Annotated in this window: 16 protein-coding genes and 1 pseudogene; 3 read left to right on the top strand and 14 right to left on the bottom strand. The window is 65.6% G+C overall.

Annotated features, from left to right (window positions below):
- The 3 genes from M1248_RS29445 to M1248_RS29435 all read right to left on the bottom strand — a co-directional run bounded on the left by M1248_RS29445 (position 1) and on the right by M1248_RS29435 (position 2,738).
- Positions 1-735, bottom strand: coding sequence for a DJ-1/PfpI family protein (locus tag M1248_RS29445; RefSeq protein WP_163734766.1), 735 nt, complete (start codon positions 733-735; stop codon positions 1-3).
- 18 nt (positions 736-753) lie between these two features.
- Positions 754-1,710, bottom strand: coding sequence for a GlxA family transcriptional regulator (locus M1248_RS29440; protein WP_317150549.1), 957 nt, complete (start codon positions 1,708-1,710; stop codon positions 754-756).
- 62 nt (positions 1,711-1,772) lie between these two features.
- Positions 1,773-2,738, bottom strand: a complete 966-nt coding sequence (locus tag M1248_RS29435; RefSeq protein ID WP_317150528.1) for an o-succinylbenzoate synthase — start codon at positions 2,736-2,738, stop codon at positions 1,773-1,775.
- Between the two features lie 44 nt (positions 2,739-2,782).
- Here M1248_RS29435 and M1248_RS29430 point away from each other — a divergent pair, with 44 nt between their 5' ends.
- The 3 genes from M1248_RS29430 to M1248_RS29420 all read left to right on the top strand — a co-directional run bounded on the left by M1248_RS29430 (position 2,783) and on the right by M1248_RS29420 (position 4,483).
- A complete protein-coding gene (locus M1248_RS29430; protein WP_163734760.1) occupies positions 2,783-3,274 on the top strand; it encodes a DUF427 domain-containing protein in 492 nt (163 codons plus the stop codon).
- Between the two features lie 97 nt (positions 3,275-3,371).
- Positions 3,372-3,857 (top strand): TspO/MBR family protein, encoded by a 486-nt coding sequence (locus M1248_RS29425; RefSeq protein ID WP_163734757.1) that lies wholly within the window; start codon positions 3,372-3,374, stop codon positions 3,855-3,857.
- Positions 3,857-4,483: a heme-binding protein gene (locus M1248_RS29420; RefSeq protein ID WP_317150527.1), complete on the top strand. Its 627-nt coding sequence runs from the start codon at positions 3,857-3,859 to the stop codon at positions 4,481-4,483. The genes M1248_RS29425 and M1248_RS29420 overlap by 1 nt, the downstream gene beginning before the upstream one ends.
- A gap of 20 nt (positions 4,484-4,503) precedes the next feature.
- On the opposite strand, the gene M1248_RS29415 is transcribed toward M1248_RS29420, so the two are convergent.
- The 11 genes and pseudogenes from M1248_RS29415 to M1248_RS29365 all read right to left on the bottom strand — a co-directional run bounded on the left by M1248_RS29415 (position 4,504) and on the right by M1248_RS29365 (position 17,868).
- On the bottom strand, positions 4,504-6,048 hold the full coding sequence (locus M1248_RS29415) for a long-chain-fatty-acid--CoA ligase (protein ID WP_163734746.1): 1,545 nt from the start codon (positions 6,046-6,048) through the stop codon (positions 4,504-4,506).
- An 85-nt stretch (positions 6,049-6,133) separates the two neighbouring features.
- A pseudogene (locus M1248_RS29410) lies at positions 6,134-7,411 on the bottom strand (DUF3533 domain-containing protein); the annotation flags it as partial.
- Between the two features lie 60 nt (positions 7,412-7,471).
- The gene (locus tag M1248_RS29405; protein WP_317150526.1) at positions 7,472-9,076 is read right to left on the bottom strand and encodes an amidohydrolase; all 1,605 of its coding nucleotides are present in this window, start codon (positions 9,074-9,076) and stop codon (positions 7,472-7,474) included.
- A gap of 44 nt (positions 9,077-9,120) precedes the next feature.
- Positions 9,121-9,915, bottom strand: coding sequence for a mannan-binding protein (locus M1248_RS29400; protein WP_317150548.1), 795 nt, complete (start codon positions 9,913-9,915; stop codon positions 9,121-9,123).
- A complete protein-coding gene (locus M1248_RS29395; RefSeq protein ID WP_410506753.1) occupies positions 9,915-10,532 on the bottom strand; it encodes a tetratricopeptide repeat protein in 618 nt (205 codons plus the stop codon). Before M1248_RS29395 ends, M1248_RS29400 begins: the two co-directional genes overlap by 1 nt.
- Before the next feature lie 19 nt (positions 10,533-10,551).
- Positions 10,552-11,802: an MlaD family protein gene (locus M1248_RS29390; protein ID WP_317150524.1), complete on the bottom strand. Its 1,251-nt coding sequence runs from the start codon at positions 11,800-11,802 to the stop codon at positions 10,552-10,554.
- Positions 11,799-13,061 carry an MCE family protein gene (locus M1248_RS29385; RefSeq protein ID WP_317150523.1) on the bottom strand — a complete coding sequence of 421 codons (1,263 nt, stop codon included), beginning with the start codon at positions 13,059-13,061 and terminating at the stop codon, positions 11,799-11,801. The genes M1248_RS29390 and M1248_RS29385 overlap by 4 nt, the downstream gene beginning before the upstream one ends.
- A complete protein-coding gene (locus M1248_RS29380) occupies positions 13,061-14,170 on the bottom strand; it encodes an MCE family protein (protein WP_317150522.1) in 1,110 nt (369 codons plus the stop codon). The genes M1248_RS29385 and M1248_RS29380 overlap by 1 nt, the downstream gene beginning before the upstream one ends.
- Entirely contained in the window at positions 14,167-15,207 is a 1,041-nt protein-coding gene (locus tag M1248_RS29375; RefSeq protein WP_317150521.1) for an MlaD family protein, read from the bottom strand. Before M1248_RS29375 ends, M1248_RS29380 begins: the two co-directional genes overlap by 4 nt.
- Complete coding sequence (locus M1248_RS29370; protein ID WP_317150520.1) at positions 15,200-16,255, bottom strand: MCE family protein; 1,056 nt, start codon at positions 16,253-16,255, stop codon at positions 15,200-15,202. Before M1248_RS29370 ends, M1248_RS29375 begins: the two co-directional genes overlap by 8 nt.
- Positions 16,252-17,868, bottom strand: coding sequence for an MlaD family protein (locus M1248_RS29365; RefSeq protein ID WP_317150519.1), 1,617 nt, complete (start codon positions 17,866-17,868; stop codon positions 16,252-16,254). Before M1248_RS29365 ends, M1248_RS29370 begins: the two co-directional genes overlap by 4 nt.
- Positions 17,869-17,880: the final 12 nt, after the last annotated feature.

Here is a 17,880-nt window from a genome sequence, read left to right as displayed (position 1 = left end):
CTACACCGAAATCGACTTTTTGCGGCCGCTACGCACGCGGTCGATGGCCGCGCCCCACAGCAGCTGGACCGTCGGCGTCAACTGGTGCCCCTTGACGGTCTCGACGCTGAGCGCCGCGGTGGCCGCCGCCTTGGTCGCCGCCGACGCCTTCGACATATGACCCGAGTCGTAGGGCGGCTGGGGGTCGTACTCGATCACCAACTGCACGGCCTTGGCCTTGGCGTCGCCGCAGATCTGACCGAACAGCCACAGCCCCAAGTCGATGCCCGCCGACACCCCCGCCGCGGTCACGATCTTGCCGTCGCGCACGATCCGCTCGTCGCCGACAGGCTCGACACCGAACGGCTTGAGCATCGGCACGCACAGCCAGTGCGACGTGGCACGGCGGTCTTCGAGGATGCCCGCGGCGGCCAGGATCACCGAGCCCGAGCACACCGACGTCGTCCAGGTGGACGTCTCGTGTGCCTTGCGCACCCAGTCGAGCACCTTCTCGTCGCGGGCGTGCTCGAAGGTCGCCATGCCGCCCGGCACCAAAATGATGTCCGGAGAGGGGGTTTCGTCGAACGAGTGCGTCGCACCGATGAGCAGCACTCCCGAGTCAGCGGTGATGGGTCCCGGCTCGTGCCACACGAACCGCACCTCGGCATCGGGCAGGTTACGCAGCACCTCGTAGGGCCCGATGAAGTCCAGTGCGGTGAAGCCGGGGTACACCATGATTGCGATCTGCTGGGACATTTGGAGCCATCTCCTCTACTAGGCGAACGTCTTGCGGTATTGATCGGGCGAAATGCCCAGTCGTCGAACGAAATTGCGGCGCAGCGTCTCGGCACTACCGAAGCCGCAGCGCGCCGCGATGACCGTCACGGTGTCGTCGGTCTCCTCGAGTTGCCTGCGGGCGGCCTCGGTGCGGATCCGCTCGACATATGCCCCTGGCGCCTCCCCCACCTCATCGGTGAACACCCGTGTGAAGTGCCGAGGGCTCATCGCCGCGCGCCGGGCGAGTTCGGGAATACTGTGCGCGCCACCGGGTTCGGCTTCGATCGCGTTCTGCACGTCGCGGATCGGTGCCCGCTTGGCGCGTGGCATCCACACCGGCGCGGCGAACTGCGTCTGGCCACCGGGCCGCCGCAGGTACATCACCATCCAGCGCGCCACCGTCTGCGCGACGTCGGTGCCGTAGTCGTCTTCGACCAGCGACAGGGTCAGGTCGATCCCCGCCGTGACACCGGCCGCGGTCCAGACCTGTTCGGAGCTGCGCACAAAGATCGGTTCGGGATCGACGGTCACGGCGGGGAACTCGTCGGCCAGCTGCGAAGCGAACGCCCAGTGCGTGGTCGCGACGCAACCGTCGACCAGACCGGCCTGCGCCGCGATGAAGGCGCCGGTGCATACGCTGACGACGCGCCGCGACTGCTCGGCGGCGATCCGAATCCAACCGACGGTGTCGGGATCCCGCCGCGCATCGTCAACGCCCATGCCTCCGGGCAACACGAGTGTGTCGATCGGTTCGCGCGGGTCGGGGAACGGCTGGGCAACCAGTGCGAGGCCGGTGAGAGTGGCGGCGGGTTCGCCCGTCCGGGTCACGATGGTGACCGAATAGCCCTCGTCTGCTCGCCCCTGACTGGCCAGACAGATGGTGGCTCCCGTGAACACCTCGAACGGGCCGACCAGGTCAAGAGCCTGGACGCCCGGGAAGCCGAGGATCACCACCGATCGCACGCCTTCAGTGTTGGCCAGCGCCCGCGTGGCGTCTAGGCCGCGACCCCCACAAATTAGGACATCAGCGGGTAGCAGGCCTTGATTCGGTCGATCCACCAGCGCCGACGGTCGGAAGCCGCCGCCAGCGCGGCCAGCCGCGCCGGATCCGGCGTCACTGGTGCGACGGGCAGGAACCCGTCGACCGGTTCGGCGGGTTCGCCGACGTCGTCGACGAACAGCCCGCCGGTGCCGAGGCCGCAGGCATACGGCAAATCGGGAAGCGCGGCGGCGGCGAGCAGTCCGCGGCCGATGCCGACCGCGGAGTCGAGCGCGCTGGACACCACGATCGGGATGTCGATCTGATCGGCGATCTCGAGCATCCTGGCCACGCCGCCCAGCGGCGCGACCTTGAGTACCGCCACGTCGGCGGCGTGCTCGCGCACCACGCGCAGCGGGTCGTCGGCCTTGCGGATGCTCTCGTCGGCCGCGATCGCCACGTCAACACGGCGGCGCAGCGCAGCCAGCTCGGGCACCGTCGCGCACGGCTGCTCGATGTACTCGAGCGGGCCGTCGGCGGTCAGTGCGGCGGCCGCCTCGGCTGCCTCGTCGACGCTCCAGCCTCCGTTGGCGTCGACGCGCACCGTCGGTACCAGTGCGCGTACTGCGTTGACGCGCACCACGTCGTCGGCGAGGGTCTGCCCGGGCTCGGCCACCTTGACCTTCGCGGTGCGCGCGCCGGGAAACCGGGACAGCACCTCGGGCACCTGCCCGGCGACGACGGCGGGCACGGTGGCATTGATCGGGATGCGGTCGCGCCGGACGGCGGGGGGCGCCCGGTATGCCGCCTCGACGGCCGACGCCAGCCAAAACACCGCTTCGGGCGGCTCGTATTCGGGAAATGCCCCGAACTCACCCCAGCCCGCGGGGCCCTCGATGAGCGCGACCTCTCGAACGGTGATGCCGCGGAACCGAACTCGCATCGGCAGCGAAACGACATGCAATCCGTCGAGAACCTCATCGAGCTGCGGCACGCAGACCATACTGCCCCGCTCCGGTTCATCGATGCCGGCTTTACAGTGGTGACATGCCCACCCCTGACAAACCGCGTCCCGGCCAGGAGTCGGTGTGGGACTACCCACGACCGCCGCGGCTGGAGGAGTTCCACGGTTCGATCACCGTCGAACTCGGAGGCGTCGTCATCGCATCGACAACGGCGGCGTGGCGCGTGCTCGAGACCAGCCATCCCCCGACCTATTACCTGCCTGCCAGCAGCTTCATCGATGGCAGTCTGCGTGCGGCGGCCGGCTCCTCATGGTGCGAATGGAAGGGGCAGGCGAGTTATTTCGATCTCGTCAGCCCGCGCCGGGTGGCGTCACGGGCGGCATGGACCTATGTGTCACCGACCCGTGGATTCACCGCGATCGCCGGCGCGCTCGCGGTCATGCCTGCGCTGGTGGACCGGTGCACGGTGGACGGAGAAGAGGTCACTCCGCAGCCAGGGGGCTTTTACGGCGGCTGGATCACGAGTCGGGTCGCGGGGCCGTTCAAGGGAATACCGGGCTCCATGGGATGGTGACCTTGGTCGTCATGCATCGGTCACTTTTGGCCCGCGTTTAGACCGGCGCCTCGTGGATATAGTTAAGAAACTTAACGATGCCACGAGGGAGCAGATCTTGAAGTCAGGAACTATCGCAGGAACCGCTGTGGCGACCGCGGCGACGGCGGTCATCGGCGGGCTGGCGAGCCGCCCGGCGCAGTCGCCTTGGTATGCGAACCTGAAGAAGCCGCCGTATCAGCCTCCGCGCCAGGCTTTTCCGATCGTCTGGCCGATCCTGTACGCCGACATCGCAGTGGTGTCGGCCGCGACAATCGACGACCTGGAGCAACGCGGACTACGAGACGAGCGACGGACGTATATTGCGGCGCTGGCGACGAACCTGATCCTGAACGGGAGTTGGTCCTGGTTGTTCTTCAATCGCCGCTGGCTTGGCACATCGGCGATCGCGGCCGGAATCCTGGCAATCAGCAGCGCCGACCTGACCCGGCGCTCGGTCGCCGTCCGCGGTGGGAAGGCAGCCCCGATGGCCGCCTACGCAGCGTGGACCTCGTTCGCCACCGCGCTGTCGACTCACATCTGGGCGCTGAACAGGCGGCGTTGATGAGACTGAGCGACATACCGGGCCAGGTTGCCGAATCGATCTTGTCGATCGTCGGCATCCGCGTCGGCACCGAAGAACCCCACTATCTGGCGACCAAACTGACCGATCGGGTGGAGATCCGGCGGTACGGCCCGCGGATCGCCGCCGAAACGGCGGTGGCGGCCGACGACGAACGCGCCCGCAACATCGGCTTCCGCCGACTGGCGGGTTACATTTTCGGCGCCAATCACCGCGGCGAGACGATCTCGATGACGGCGCCTGTCAGCCAGCATCGCGGTGACACGATTGCCATGACGGCGCCGGTCGCACAGGCCCGAAACACGGAGGGCGAGTCGACGATCCGCTTCTTCATGCCGTCCAAGTGGACGATGGAGACATTGCCGCAACCCGACGATGATCACGTCACCCTCGTCGAGGTCCCGGCCGAAACCTACGGCGTCCTGCGCTTCACTGGTGACCGCAGCCCGGCGGCCGTCGCCGCTAGGACCGATGAACTGCGGAAGATCCTGAGCGACAACGATATCGAACCCGTGGGCGAGCCGGTCGCGTGGTTCTTCGATCCGCCGTGGACGGTACCGTTCCGGCGGCGCAACGAGATCGCCATCCCGGTCGAGCCACCGACGTAGACCGTCGAGCGGTCGCCGCCTTACGAGTACTGCTTGCGCAGATCCTTCTTGAGGATCTTTCCGGTCGGATTCCGCGGCAACTCGTCCTTGAAATCGACGGACTTCGGGCACTTGTACGCGGCCAAGCGCTCTCTGGCGAAGGTGATCAACTCGTCTTCGGTGGCCTCACCCTCGAGTTGGACAACGGCTTTGACGACCTCACCCCACTTGTCGTCGGGGATGCCGATGATCGCGACATCGGAGACCGCGGGATGCTCGGCGAGTACCCGCTCCACCTCGATCGAGTAGATGTTCTCTCCGCCGGAGATGATCATGTCCTTCAGTCGGTCCTCGACGAAGATGTAGCCGCCATCGTCGACGCGCCCTATGTCACCGGTGCGGAACCAGCCGTCCTCGGTGATCGACTCCTCCGTCGCCTCCGGCTTGTTGTGATAGCCCTTCATCAACTGTGGTGAGCGGAACCATAATTCACCCTGCTCACCCTCTGGCACGTCTTTGAGAGTGTCGGGATCGACCACCCGCACCTCCGCGTTGGGAACCAGCGTGCCCGCACTCGAGAGTCGCTCCTCCTTGCCCGGGTCACGGTGCGCCTCGGGAAGCAGGTGGCTGATGACGCCGCACAGTTCGGTCAGCCCGTACGCCTGCATGAAATCGGTGTTCGGCCACGCTTCGAGCGCCCGACGCAGCAATGGAAGCGGCATCGGCGAAGCGCCGTAGGCGAACGTCTTCAGCGATCCGAACAGCTTGACCGCATCCTCACCGGAGTCGAGCACCTTGGCCAGCACCGCGGGCACCAGGAATGTCCGGTTGGCACCCTTGAAGATTGCGCCGGCCAGGGACGCGCCGTCGACCTCGCGGGTCATGACGCTGGGGAAGCCGTCGTGGATTCCGAATTGCACATAGGACGAGCCGCCGACATGGAACAGCGGCATCGACACCATGTTCTTGTCGCCTTCGTCGAACTCGAACCCCTCGTGCGCGTTCACCGTGTGCGCGATGATGTTCGCCTGAGTCAGCTGCACGCCCTTCGGTTTGCCCGTCGTGCCTGACGAATACATGATGATCGCGACATCGTCGGGCTCGACATCGTCTTGACGATCGACGGGCGTAGCCGCCGCGAGCATCGCCTCGTACTCATCGCCGTCGCCGCCCTCCGGTGTCACCTCGATGACGTGCTCGACGTGGGTGAGCTTGTCGCGGATCTTGTCGACGTTGGCCCGCAGTTCCTTTCCCACGATCAGCACTTTGGCGCCCGAATCGTTGAGCACGTAGTCGAGCTCGTCGGCGGCCAGCCGGAAGTTGATGATCGCGTTGGCCGCGCCCAGCGAGGCGGCCGCCAGCGTCAGCTCCACACAGGCGGGGTGGTTCTTGTCGAGGAACGCCACCACATCCCCGCGCTTGACGCCGCGCTCCTTCAGCGCACCTGCCAGCCGGCGCACGCGGTCATTCCACTCCGCCCACGTCCAGGATCGGTCGAGGTAATCGAACGCCTCGGCGTCGGGTCGTGTTTCGGCCCAATGAGCCGTGCGTTCGTCGAGGAAGCGGGGTTCAGCCAGGTCAGACATGCTCTGAGCCTGCCACGGACACCGCCGGCGGTACCCGCGTTTCGGCCAATCCGGCCGTTTACGTGTCGTCGGCTGCCGTGTGACTGCGCTGCAGGCCTCGACGGTCGTAGATGCGGGTGACGATGCCGCCGATCAGCAGGCCGATGAGGAGGCCGATAGCCGTCATCGTCAGCGAATGCGTGAGCCCGGCGTCGGCACGACCGTCGAAGTAGAGCAGCGCCCGCGCACCAAGGAAGACTTGATGCATAGGTTCGAACTTCGCGAGCCATCCAAACACCTTGGGGGCCGCCTCCAGCGGAATCGTCGCGCCGTTGGACGGTAGTCCCAGCATGACGAAGATGAACAGGTTCACCAGCAGCCCAACCGAACCCAACACCGCGATCAACGACGTCGAGGTGATCCCGACGGCCGCAATGGTGAACGCGCCGTATGCCCAGAGCGTCCACGCATTCGGTATCGGCATACCCAACGCGGTGGCGATACCGATGTATGCGGCGGACGTGAGTACCGCCATGATGGCCATCAACCCCCATTTGACGAGCAGTGTTGTGAACCGCGAGATCTTGACCGGTTCGGCGAACCGGTACATGGGGCCGAGCTCGGCGGGTACGAAGCCGAGCATCGAGTCGACCAGTGAGCTCACCAGGATGCTGCCGGTGAACCCCGCGAGCAACAACAGCAGCGCGTAATAGAAAGCCGACAAGCCGTTGCCGGTTCCGCCCGGCAGTGGGTTGAAGTCGTTGACCTGGACATCGACAGGGCTGGTCAGTGCGAGCGAAACGCCACCTGGCAACGGTGCGCCACTGGCCTTCTGCACCTGTGCAGAGATGCGTTGGCCGATCTTGTCGCTCATCTCGTTGACCGCCTTGCCCAACGTCAACCCGGCGATGCTGGAGCCCAACTCGCCGGCCCGGGGATTGGTGGAGATCGTGATGACCGGCCGAGTCACCTGACCTGGCCGCAACGCGCCCTGGCCGAGGGCCTGCAGCTTCGCCGAGAAGTCCGACGGTATCTGGACAAGTCCGTAGATCTCCGCCCGACCCAACTGTGCTCTGGCCGCGTCCTCCGACAACACCCGCACGTCAAACTGATCGGGGTTCAGTCCCGACACCAACCCGTCGACGATCTGCTTGCCGTCGGCGCCGGCATCGGAGTTGACGACCGCGACCGGGAAATGCCGCAGATTCGGTGTCGGGTTGAGGATTCCCGCCAGGTACAACAACGCCAACGCCGAGAACACGACGAGGGACACGACGATTGGCGTCAGCCAGAACCTAGGGGTCCGGATCGTCGTCCATGGGTTTGGTGCAGCGTGCCTATGCGGTTCCGATGCGGCATGGCGATGCGGTACGGATTCGGACATCACTACTCCTGTTCTGGTTGCGGCTTTGCGGCGCAACGATGTTCGAACCGCCCAGCCGCGTCATTGTCCGTATACCTGCCTGCCCGCCAGGTAGGTCGCACGCACTTCGAGGTCGGCGATCTGCTCGGGCGGCACCGTTCGCGGGTCCGCCGAGAGCACCACCATGTCCGCGTACTTGCCCACTTCCAGCGAGCCGATGACGTCGTCGGAGTGCAGCTGCCACGCCGCGTCGATGGTCTGCGCCCGGATCGCCTGATCCACGGTGATCCGTTGCTCCGGCCCGATCACCCGACCGCTCGGTGCGGTGCGGGTGACGGCGACGCTGATGTTGCGCAGTGGCTCCTCGGGTGTGACGGGCGGATCGTTGTGCAAGGAGATGCGCATCCCCGTCGCCACCGCCGAACCACATGGCATCCAACGGTTTCCGCGCTCAGGTCCGAACAGGCCGTCGACGACGATGTCGCCCCAATAGTGGATCTGGTCGACGAACAGGCTGCAGGTGACGCCGAGATCGTGAGCGCGTTGCAGTTGGTCGTCGCGTATGGCGCCGACATGCTCGAGGCGCAACCGATGGTCGTCGCGGGGGTGCGCGCGCAGCGCTTCTTCGTAGACGTCGAGGATGGTGTCGGCACCCGCATCGCCCTGGACGTGGCAGGCCATCTGCCAGCCCTTCGGAAAGTAGGCGCCAACGATCTCGGTCAGCTGCTCACGGGTGTAGTTCGCACAACCACACGACCCCTTCGGAATGCCGACGCTGCGGGTGGCCGCGGTGTCGAGGTACGGGAACGACAGGTCGATGTTGCCGATCCACGGAGAGCCGTCGACCCAGATCTTGATGCCGGCCTGCCGGAACATGTCGTCGCCGTTGTCTGGTACCTGGTCGGTGGTCATCGCGGCGGTGGACATTTCGTAGACGCGCAGCCGCACGGTGAGGTCGTCACGCATCTGGTCGATCACCGGGCGGAACCCCGGGTCGAACGCCATCTCCGAACATGTTGTCAACCCGGCGCGGTTCAGCCGGGCGAGTTCGGCGCGCAGCATCGCCGGGTAGTCAGTGGGCTGGATCGCACCCTGCAGCAGCGGGAACACCGCCTGGATCTCCTCGGCGCTCCCGTCGAGCGACCCGTCGGCGTTCCGTCCGTACTTGGCACCCTTCGGGTCCGGTGTGTCACCGGTCAGGCCGACGCGGGCGGCCGCCGCGGAGTTGAAGTAGGCCTTGTGTCCGGAGTTGTGGATGATCACCAACGGGTTTTCGGGGGCGATGCCGTCGAGCCAGGCGAGCGTCGGGTCGGGTAGTCCGTCCTGCAGCAGCGCGTCCCAGCCGTTGAGGTAGGCGCCCTCGACCCCGCGCTTGGCGACTTCCCCTTTGATCGCCGCGACCACGTCGTCGGCGTTCGCCAGCGTGACGGGGCGAATGTCGACCATCCGGTCCGACAGCACGATGGCCTCCATCAGCGGGTGCCCATGAGCCTCGACGAGGCCGGGCATGACGCATGCGTCACCGAGGTCCTCGGTGTGCGTGTCCGGGCCGATCCAGGCCGCGACCTCAGACCTGCCACCCACGGCGACGATGCGGCCACCGGACACGGCTATCGATTCGGCAGTGGGTTGTGCGTCGTCGACGGTAAGAACGGTCGCGTTAATTACCAAGTCTGCGAAGGGCATCCGCAAAGTATGACCCGCGCGGCCGCAGCCGTGGCGCTATTCGGCTATGCGCCACCGAACTCGGGACGCAGTATCGAACGCAGCGCGACCAGCGGAATATGGGCCTGTACCGTACCGCCGTCCATCGCCCACTGCATGCGGCCGACCGTGTAGTCCAACGGGGTGTCATGACCGACGGGGTAGTCGGGCATATAGAGAATCAACTCATCGGTTGTCAACGCCCAGGCCCGGTAGCCGCCGGAGTACACCTTGTCCGGGGTCCAGCGGTCCGGGGTGAACGGATAGGTCCCAGGCTGATGCGGCGGCGGTGCGGCATCGAGGGCCGCCACGATGAACGGCGCACCCAACCGCGGGATCTCAGCCCCGTGGTCGACTCCCGGCTTGAACAGGTCGGCCAGCGTCAACTGTCGGCCGCCCGCGAAGGTGAAAGTGCGGTAGGCGTCGCTGATGATGGGCGCGTTCGGGTGGGCGAGGGCGTCGGTACCGACGGTGCCCGAGTACATCTCGTGGAAGACGACCGTCATCGCGTCCCCGTGCTGGAAGATCTGGAATTGCTCCTCGCCGAAGCTGTCTTGAGCCATCTTTCGCGCCGCATTGCGCCAGTTGTTCATCAGGTTGGTCAGGTACTCCCGGATGGTGGGGTTTTCCACCAGATCGCCGGGCAACGCCATCTTGATGTTGCGAACCGCCTCGCGCTCCGATTCCACCGACGTGCTGCAGGACTGCCCGTCCCAATGACCGCCCAGCTCACCGCACAGGGCCGGCGCTGACGCCGACACGGCCGGTGCCACGCAGAACGCCGCCCCAACGGCGACGATCGCGACGACGCAGCGTGCGATCACGGCAGTTCGACTTTGCTTGCCCGCCAACGATCGTCGACGTTCTCCATCGTCATCTTGATCCTGCTGCGGTCGACCCGGGGGTCGGGCACGCTGGTGTTGGATACCGCCTGATCCACGAACAGCAGCACGACAACCTTGTCCTTGGACGCGGACTGCACCGCCGAATCCAGCACGACACCATGCGCCGTCGCCTTGTTGTCGATGAGCAATTGCCGTAGCTGAACGCTCGACTGCGAATACATGTCCTTGAACTCACCGGTCGACCCGTCCAAAACCTGGGCGAAGTTCTCGTCGACGTTGTTGGAGTCGATGCTGGTCAAGATCTGCGCGTACGTGACGGCTGCTTGTTGAGCCTGTTGACTCGCCTGCTCGATCTGCTGGTCCTGCCATAGCTGCCAGCCGAGGTAGCCTGAAGTGGCAAGTGCGGCAACGAAGATCACCACAACTGCGCCGATTAGCAGGCGTCGCCCCCAGCGACGGTCGGTTGCGGGCTCGCTGTCGCCGACGTCGTTCCCGGTGTCGTCCGGCGCGGTGTCATCTGCCGCCTCGCCCGTTTCAGTCGGCTTCAGTTCGTCGGCGGTGTCGGCGTCATCTTTATCGGTTGTCACTGACAAGGTCATCTCCTTTGATCACTCAACGCGGTGGCTCGATGGGCAGGACGGGGCCACCGTACGGCGTGGGAATTGTGAAGCGGCCCTTCGGCGTCGGATCGGTCTGACGGCCGAGGTCGGCGCCCGGCGGCGGGCCTGCGGTGTCGTCGTCGGCGGGACGCGGTGCGTTCTTGGCTCCGCGAATCAGTACACCTGGATGGTCGTCGCGGCAGTAGGTGTACATGAACGGCTCGGGAAAGTCTGCCGAAGACGGTGGCAGACGCGGCGTTCCGTAGTCACAGAAGTACATCGGGTAGGGGTCCGCGGTTGCCCACAGTCCGTTGTCGTGCAACGTGCTGGTGATCGCGTCCAGCACCGATGTGCGGTGGGTCGGAAACAGCGCGTTCAGCGCGGGCACTCGAAGGTAGAGCAGTCGCGATGTCGTGGTCAGATTCCCGAGCAGCTGCACCATGGTGTCGGAGTTGTCGATGAACAGGGCGTCGACGTCGGACAGTGTGCCCGGCGCCTCGTTGGTGAGACGGCGGTAACCCTCACGCATCGTGTTGATCCCGGTGAACGTCTCGCTGAGATTGCCTGAAGCGACGTCGATCCCGGCGTTCTTGTCGGCGACGAGGGTGAATACGGTACGGCTGTTGCGCAGCACGCTGGTGGTCTCCGGCAACACCGAGTCGAGAGTGGACAGCAGGAAGGTGCCGCCGTTGACGATGTCGGCGAGCTTGCGCGGACCGTCCTTGCTCAGGCTCAATTCGCGTTTGATCAGCTCGATCTGCGCCGTGTCGACCTGCGCCAGCGCGCCGTCGGCATCAGCGAGCAATTCCGCCAGACTGACCGGGACGGTGGCCCTGCCCTGACTGACCACAGCGCCGTCCCTCAGGTAGGGCCCGTCACTCGACTGCGCCGCGAAATCGATGTACTGCTCACCCGCGGGCGAAAGTCCCGACACGCGTACGTCGCTGGACTCCGGGATGGGCACCGCCGAGTCGACGTCGACAACCGCGTTGACCCCCGACGGCGTGATGTCGAGTCGGTCCACCCGCCCGACCCGCACGCCGCGCAGCGTGACGTCCTGATTCGGCAGCAGCCCTGCCGAATCCGGCAGTTCGATGGTCACGCGATTGGTCGATGTCAGCGGATTCACCTGCAGCGCACCGAGGGACAAGTACGCGACGGCCAGGACCAGCGTGAAGAGCAGCGCACCGGCTGACAGCCACGCCTTCCGGCGGTATCCGAAGCGCACCGCGGCGACGAGGTGATTGGCAACGGTGGCGATCATGGCGTCCTCGGCGGGACTGCAGGGACGGAGGCCGGCGGCGGCTGCAGACCGGCTGGCGGCGCTCCCGGTGGAAGCACGCCGGGCGGTGGCGGCGGCGCGATCATCACCTCTCCGGGAACGTCAGGGTTGGGGATCACGGGCACCTGCGGGACACCTGGCCCCTTGCCGACGACCCGCTCCTGCAGCCGGTAGAGCGTGTACTGGAACGTTCCGACCAACTGGTGCCAGTTGTACCGTTTGGGGCCATGCAGCCCCGGGTCACCGGCGAACCCGATGTCGGGTATCGAGCCGAGGATCAGTCGGTCGATGCTGCCGTTGACCGCGAGCGCAGTACCGGTGGTCGACTTCACGAACGGAGGCATCAGCCGGTTCAGCGAATGCAACGTGGCGTCGGGTGTGAGCACGACGTCGTTCCATGCCCGCGCGATCTCGTTCGCGTCGGCGATCACGCTCCGGCCGCTGGCGTCGGTGCCCGCGATCGACGGGAACTTGCGCAGCTGCTCGGAGACGTCGCCGATCTGCACGACGAGGTCGGCGATCTCGCTCGTATGGACGGCCAGAGTGTCGGTGGCGGGCCGAGCCTCGGCCAGCACATCGGCGAGGCTCTGGTTCTTCGCCTCGATGGTGTCGACCAGTCGTGACGTCTCGGTCATCGCGTCGGCGATCTGGTCCGACCGCGAATTGAGCCTGCCGAGCGTGTTGTTCGTCTTGCGGATCAGCGTGCCGAAGGCTTCGCCCTGATCACCGGTCGCCTTGCCGAGGCCGTTGACGATATTCGTGAAGTTGCGCACCGCGCCACCGTTCACCAGGATCGCGGCCGAGCTGAGCACCGACTCGACCGTCGCGGCGGCGGTCGTCGAATCCAGCTCGATGGTGTCGCCGTCCTTCAGCAGCGGCGCACCGGCTTCGGCCGGGCTCGGCGGCTTGACCGCGACGAACACGTCACCGAGCGGCGTTGCCGACCGCAGCTCGGCGGTGCTGCCCCTGGGTAGCCGCACCCCGTCCATGATGCGCAACGTCGTCACGGCGGTGTAATTGCGAGCGACCATCGATTCGAGTTGCCCGACGTCGGCGCCCGCGAGTTTCACCTTCGCATTGGCGGGCAGATTGAGCGCATTGGAGAACACCGCGGTCAGCGTGTAACCGCCGGAGCCGACGCCGGGTGCGGGCAGTGGCAGGCTGGCCAATCCTTCTGACGCACAACTGGTTACGGCCAGGCAAACGGCTGCGGCCAGCGCGGTGAATCGACGGGCGAACATCACTTCTGTCCCATCGCGGCCAGACCGTCGAGCATGTAGGTCAGTCCGTAGTCCGGACCGAAGTCCTGCAATGTCCCCGTGCTGCACCCGAGCTGGCGCAGACCCATCATGTTGCAGACTTCCTTCATCGTCTGGCTGTCGAAGAGCACCCGGTCGGTGAGCACCTTGGCCCGGATGGCGCCGTTGCGTTGATCGATGATGTTGTAGATGTTGTCCAGCGTCATCGGCGCCAGATCGAGGAACTCCTCGAGATCGCGCTCATGGTCGACGGTCGTGCGCGACACCGTGTTGCCGTTGGCGACGATGCCCTTGATCGCCTCGCGGTTGGCCTCGAGAACCTCGCCTGTCTGGACGAGTACCTCGTTCAGCTTCTTGCCGGTCGTCCCGCTTCCGAGGTCCTCGTCGGCGATGACCTGGCTGAGCACATTGACGTTCGATCCGAACTCACGAAGCATCGCATCGTTGGCGGCGGCGGCATCGAGCAGTGAACTGACGTTGCGGATGATGGTCGTCAACTGGTCGCGCGTCACCGCGCCGCCGTCGGCGCTCAGCCGCAGGGCTTCCGACAGTTCACCGAGGGAATCCTTCATCTGCTGACCATTGCCGTCGGCGATGGCGGCGCTGGCGTTGACGAGGTCGGCGACCGGGCCGTTGCCGTGACCGTCACCGCGAAGCGAAACCGACAGCTTGTCGAGAACGTCTAGCACTCGGGCGAATTCGACCGGGGTCTTGGTTCGATTCAGTCCGATGGTGTCGCCGTTCTGCAGGGCCGGGCCGCCGCTGTAGGGCGGCGTCAACTCGATTTGGCGGTCGGTGAGGATCGAGTTCGAGATCGTCACCGCCTGGGCATCCGCAGGCACCTTGACGTCCTTGTCCACGGTGAACTCGACCTCGACATACCCACCCTTGGGGGTGATCTTGGTGACCTTGCCCACCGGCATGCCGAGCACCGCGACGGTGTTGTCCTCGTAAAGTCCTGCTGCATTGTCGAACTGGGCGGTGACCGTGACCGTATCCAGTCGATCCGCGGCGAAGGTCCATACCAAGGCGGCGCCCGCCACCACCGATACGAGTACGACGGCACCGAGGACAAGCGCTTTCGTTCTCATTTGCAGTCCTGGAAGTACGGAATCATGTTGAACTGTTCGGCGCGCTCGCTGATCGCACACATCCACGAGTCGACGAGCAGGCCGTTGGGCGCGTTGAATCCGACCGCGTTGCCACTACCGGTGGCGTTGGTCAGATTTCGCAATGTGACGGGGCCGGCTTGCAAAGTGCTGCGCACCAGGTCGTCGTGCTGGCCGAGCATGCCAGACAGTTCACGGATGTCCCGCAGCAAGGCCTCGAGTTGCGGGCGGTCGTCGATCACGATACCGCTGAGCGTTTCGACCAGGTTGGTGAGCGCGGCCATCATCGCGTGGAAGGTCTCACGCCGGGCGACGAACTCGCCCACCAGCGAATTGCCCTGCCGGACCAGGGTTCCAATGGTGGACTGCTGACGGCGCAGCGTATTCGTCACCGTCTCAGTGGTTTTCAGCAGGGATCCCAACTGGTCGCGTCGTTGGGCGATGATCTCCGACAACGTCTTGGTGTTGGCCAACGCCTGTGGAATGACCGGTGGCAGTGTTTGCATCTGCTTGCCGAGGACACCGAGTGTTTCGGCGAACTGATCCGAGTCGACCTGCTCGTAGGTGGTCGTCACGTCGGACAGCGCCTCCTGCAGATCGTATGGCACCTCGGTGTGTTCGAGATCAAAGGTGTTGTCCGGCAACGACCCTTCCCCTGCCGGCTGCAACGACAGGTAGCGGGAGCCGAGGATGGTGGTGATCTTGATGGACGCGCGCGATTGCGTGCCGAGCGGAATGTCGTCGCGGACTTTGAGCCCCGCTTCGACGTGGTCGCCCGCCAACTCCATGCTGGTCACCTCCCCGACCGGGATGCCCGCGATGGTGATCGGATTGCCCACCTGCAGCGCGGCTGCTTGCAGGAACTGCGCTGTGTAGTGGCGATACCCCACATCGGCGACCTTGACGAGCAGCAGCGATCCGATCAGCACCGTGACCACCGCGACGGCGATGATGCCAAGCCAGGTCTTGTTGCGTTCCTCGAGCGGGATCCGTCGCCGCCTTGGTGATTGGTCAGCCATTGGCCATGTTCCTGCACTTCGGCGAGTACTGGGTGCCCGGTCCTGGTGAAGCGGCATCGACGATGATCGGAATCACGTCGTTGAGCCCGGGGAAGAAGCCCTGGATATTGAGGTCGCAGGCGTAGGCGTTGGCGTATGGACCGTCACTGGTGATGCGTGCGAATCCCTTGAGCAGCAGCGGCAGGTTCGCACCGGTGAACGCCAGCTGTGGCTCGAGGCCGACCATGTGCGACGCGAATCCCGGCTCTCGGGTGACGAGCTCGTTCAACGGCGGGTACACCTCGTCGGAGATCGTGGACAGCTGTCGCACCACCTTAGCGATCGCACCCGTGGACGCGACCAGCTCGGGGCGCCGGGCGTCGAAAGTGGATACCACCGTTTGGGTTTCGGTGAGCACATGGTCGAGATCGTCGTTGTGTCTGGCGAGGTTCGCCACGACCGTGTTCAGATCGGTGATGACGGCGCCCAGTTCCTCGTCGCGACCGGCGAATGATTCCGTCAGCTGCGATGTCTGGTCGACGAGGGCGGTGATCGACCCGGTGTCGCCCTGCAGCGACTGCAGGACTCCTTTGGTGAGATTGTCGGCGTCGCGCGGATTGAGCAGACTGAACAGGGGTTCATAGCCGTTGAGCAGGGTGCCGACATCGAAGGACGGATCGGTGCGTTCGACGGGGATGACGCTGTGCGGCGGTAGCGGTCCCGGCTCGCCGATGATGCCCAGCGACAGCCCGAGATAGCGCTGGCCGACGATGTTCTGATAGGTGACCGACGCCACGGTGGTCCCCAGTACCTGCTGGTCCGACTGCACCACGAAGGACACCTTCGCCTTATCGCCTTGCAGTTCAATGCTTTCGACACGGCCCACGCGTACGCCCGCCATGCGCACGTCGTCGCCTTCGCGCAGGCCGAACACGTCGGTGAACACAGCGGCGTAGGGGACCGTCTCACCGGCGACGTCGCGGCGCAGTGTGGCATAGACCAGCCAGGTCAACGCCACGGCCACCACCATGAACAGCGACAGACCGATCAGTGCGCCGCGGTATCTCATCCTGCCTCCTGCACAACAGAGACCGTCGTCCCGCGAGCGAGCGGGCCGAGCAGTAGTTGGGTGGCGCTCGTCGCCGGTTGTCCGGTGAGGAGGCTGAATTGGGCCCGCTCCCCTGGGCTGCCGACCGGGCCGACGTTTCCGCCGTGCGACGCGGGCGCGGCCTCAGCCGGTAGGGCGGGCGGTGCGGGCACCGCCGGTGCGCCGCCTGTCGCATCTCTCGTGTTCGGCGCCGTCGGATCCGACCATGGTTTCGGCGCCACCGGTGCCGGTGGTGACAGCGGTACCGGCGGCGGCGGTGTTGGCACCAGTGCCGGATTCGATGTTCCGGGTACCGGTGGCGAAGGCGGCATCCACGGCGGCAGTGGTGGATTGGGATCGGCCAGGGCCGGATTGGGGTTGATCAAGGGCGGTTCAACGGCGACGAGGTTGCCGTTCTCGCCCACGATGGTGCCGGGCGGCGGCGCCAGGTCTTTCGGCGGCTGATAGTTCTGCGGTAACAGGACGTCTGGCAGTTCGGGTCTGGTGGGAACCAGCGGCGCGGTGAAACAGCTGGGTCCCTTCAACTCGCCATACTGCGGGCAATCCGCGCGGGTGTAGGTGTAGCTGGGCGTGAAGGTCAGGTTGACCCGCATGTTGCCGATGTCGCGATCGGGCATCCACACATGCTCGAAGAACCTGTCCGCCAACGTGTTCAGCTTCACGAATGCCGGGACGAAGTTGTGCGACGTCTGCGCCAGCACGCCGATCACCGGCGTCATCTCTCCGGTGATCTTGACGAGTCGGTCCGCGTGGTTGTTCAACGCGGTGTGCGTCGTGCCCATGGTGTGCACGCCGCCGGAGATGAGCGCGTCGAGTTGCGAGCGCTGTTCGACAAGGGTCTGCATCGGCTCTATCGCCTGGTGCAGTGAGTCGATGAGCTCGGGTGCCGTCGCCTGCAGCCCATGGGTCGCATCGATGAGCGCGGAGACCGTCGTCGCATCGGGTTCGGTGGCGACGATCGAGTCGAGCTGGTCGATCAATCGGTTCAAATGCGCACCGGAGGCCAGCAGTTCGGCCCGCTTGCCCTCGGTCGCGGCGTTCACCGCGGCGAGGATGCCCACCGTCTTGTCCTCACGACCGCGCCCGGTCGCCGCCAGCAGGTCGCGCAGCTTGCTGATGGTGGTCTGGAACAGGACCGTCGGCAGCTCGGTGTCCTCCGGGATGTGGGCCCCGGCTCGGATCGGTGCCCCCGTCCCTTGGTCGACGAGCTGCACCGAGGACACCGCAAACACGTTGCTTGGCACTACCCGTGCCGTCACTCCGGCTGGAATCGATTGTGCATATTCGGGTTTGAGGTCGATGTGGACGAAGTTCGGCCTACCGTCAGCGGCCGGTGTGACGCTTTCCACCATGCCGACGAGCACACCGTGGTACTTGACGTCGGACCGTTGCGGCAGGCCGTCGCCGACGTTGACGAGGTCGGCCACCACCCGGACATAGGGGTCGAGCCGACCCGTCGACTTGACCAACAACGTCGCGGTCGCAAGGGCGGCGACCACGAAAAGCGCCACGCCGCAACCGAGCAGCTGGCGGTTCGACGGTCCACGTCCGTCCGGGTCAAGCGAATTCGACATCTTTATCCGTAG

It is taken from the genome of Mycobacterium sp. 29Ha (assembly GCF_032883055.1).
Lineage (GTDB): Bacteria > Actinomycetota > Actinomycetes > Mycobacteriales > Mycobacteriaceae > Mycobacterium > Mycobacterium gallinarum.
This window is presented reverse-complemented; position numbering and strand designations above follow the sequence as displayed.

Coding starts and splice junctions, on each gene's coding strand:
- M1248_RS29415 (WP_163734746.1), bottom strand. CDS start 6,048: ATGTCTGACCTGGCTGAACCCCGCTTCCTCGACGAACGCACGGCTCAT.
- M1248_RS29445 (WP_163734766.1), bottom strand. CDS start 735: ATGTCCCAGCAGATCGCAATCATGGTGTACCCCGGCTTCACCGCACTG.
- M1248_RS29435 (WP_317150528.1), bottom strand. CDS start 2,738: ATGGTCTGCGTGCCGCAGCTCGATGAGGTTCTCGACGGATTGCATGTC.
- M1248_RS29390 (WP_317150524.1), bottom strand. CDS start 11,802: ATGATCGCCACCGTTGCCAATCACCTCGTCGCCGCGGTGCGCTTCGGA.
- M1248_RS29365 (WP_317150519.1), bottom strand. CDS start 17,868: ATGTCGAATTCGCTTGACCCGGACGGACGTGGACCGTCGAACCGCCAG.
- M1248_RS29430 (WP_163734760.1), top strand. CDS start 2,783: ATGCCCACCCCTGACAAACCGCGTCCCGGCCAGGAGTCGGTGTGGGAC.
- M1248_RS29420 (WP_317150527.1), top strand. CDS start 3,857: ATGAGACTGAGCGACATACCGGGCCAGGTTGCCGAATCGATCTTGTCG.
- M1248_RS29385 (WP_317150523.1), bottom strand. CDS start 13,061: ATGTTCGCCCGTCGATTCACCGCGCTGGCCGCAGCCGTTTGCCTGGCC.
- M1248_RS29370 (WP_317150520.1), bottom strand. CDS start 16,255: ATGAGATACCGCGGCGCACTGATCGGTCTGTCGCTGTTCATGGTGGTG.
- M1248_RS29375 (WP_317150521.1), bottom strand. CDS start 15,207: ATGGCTGACCAATCACCAAGGCGGCGACGGATCCCGCTCGAGGAACGC.
- M1248_RS29380 (WP_317150522.1), bottom strand. CDS start 14,170: ATGAGAACGAAAGCGCTTGTCCTCGGTGCCGTCGTACTCGTATCGGTG.
- M1248_RS29405 (WP_317150526.1), bottom strand. CDS start 9,076: ATGCCCTTCGCAGACTTGGTAATTAACGCGACCGTTCTTACCGTCGAC.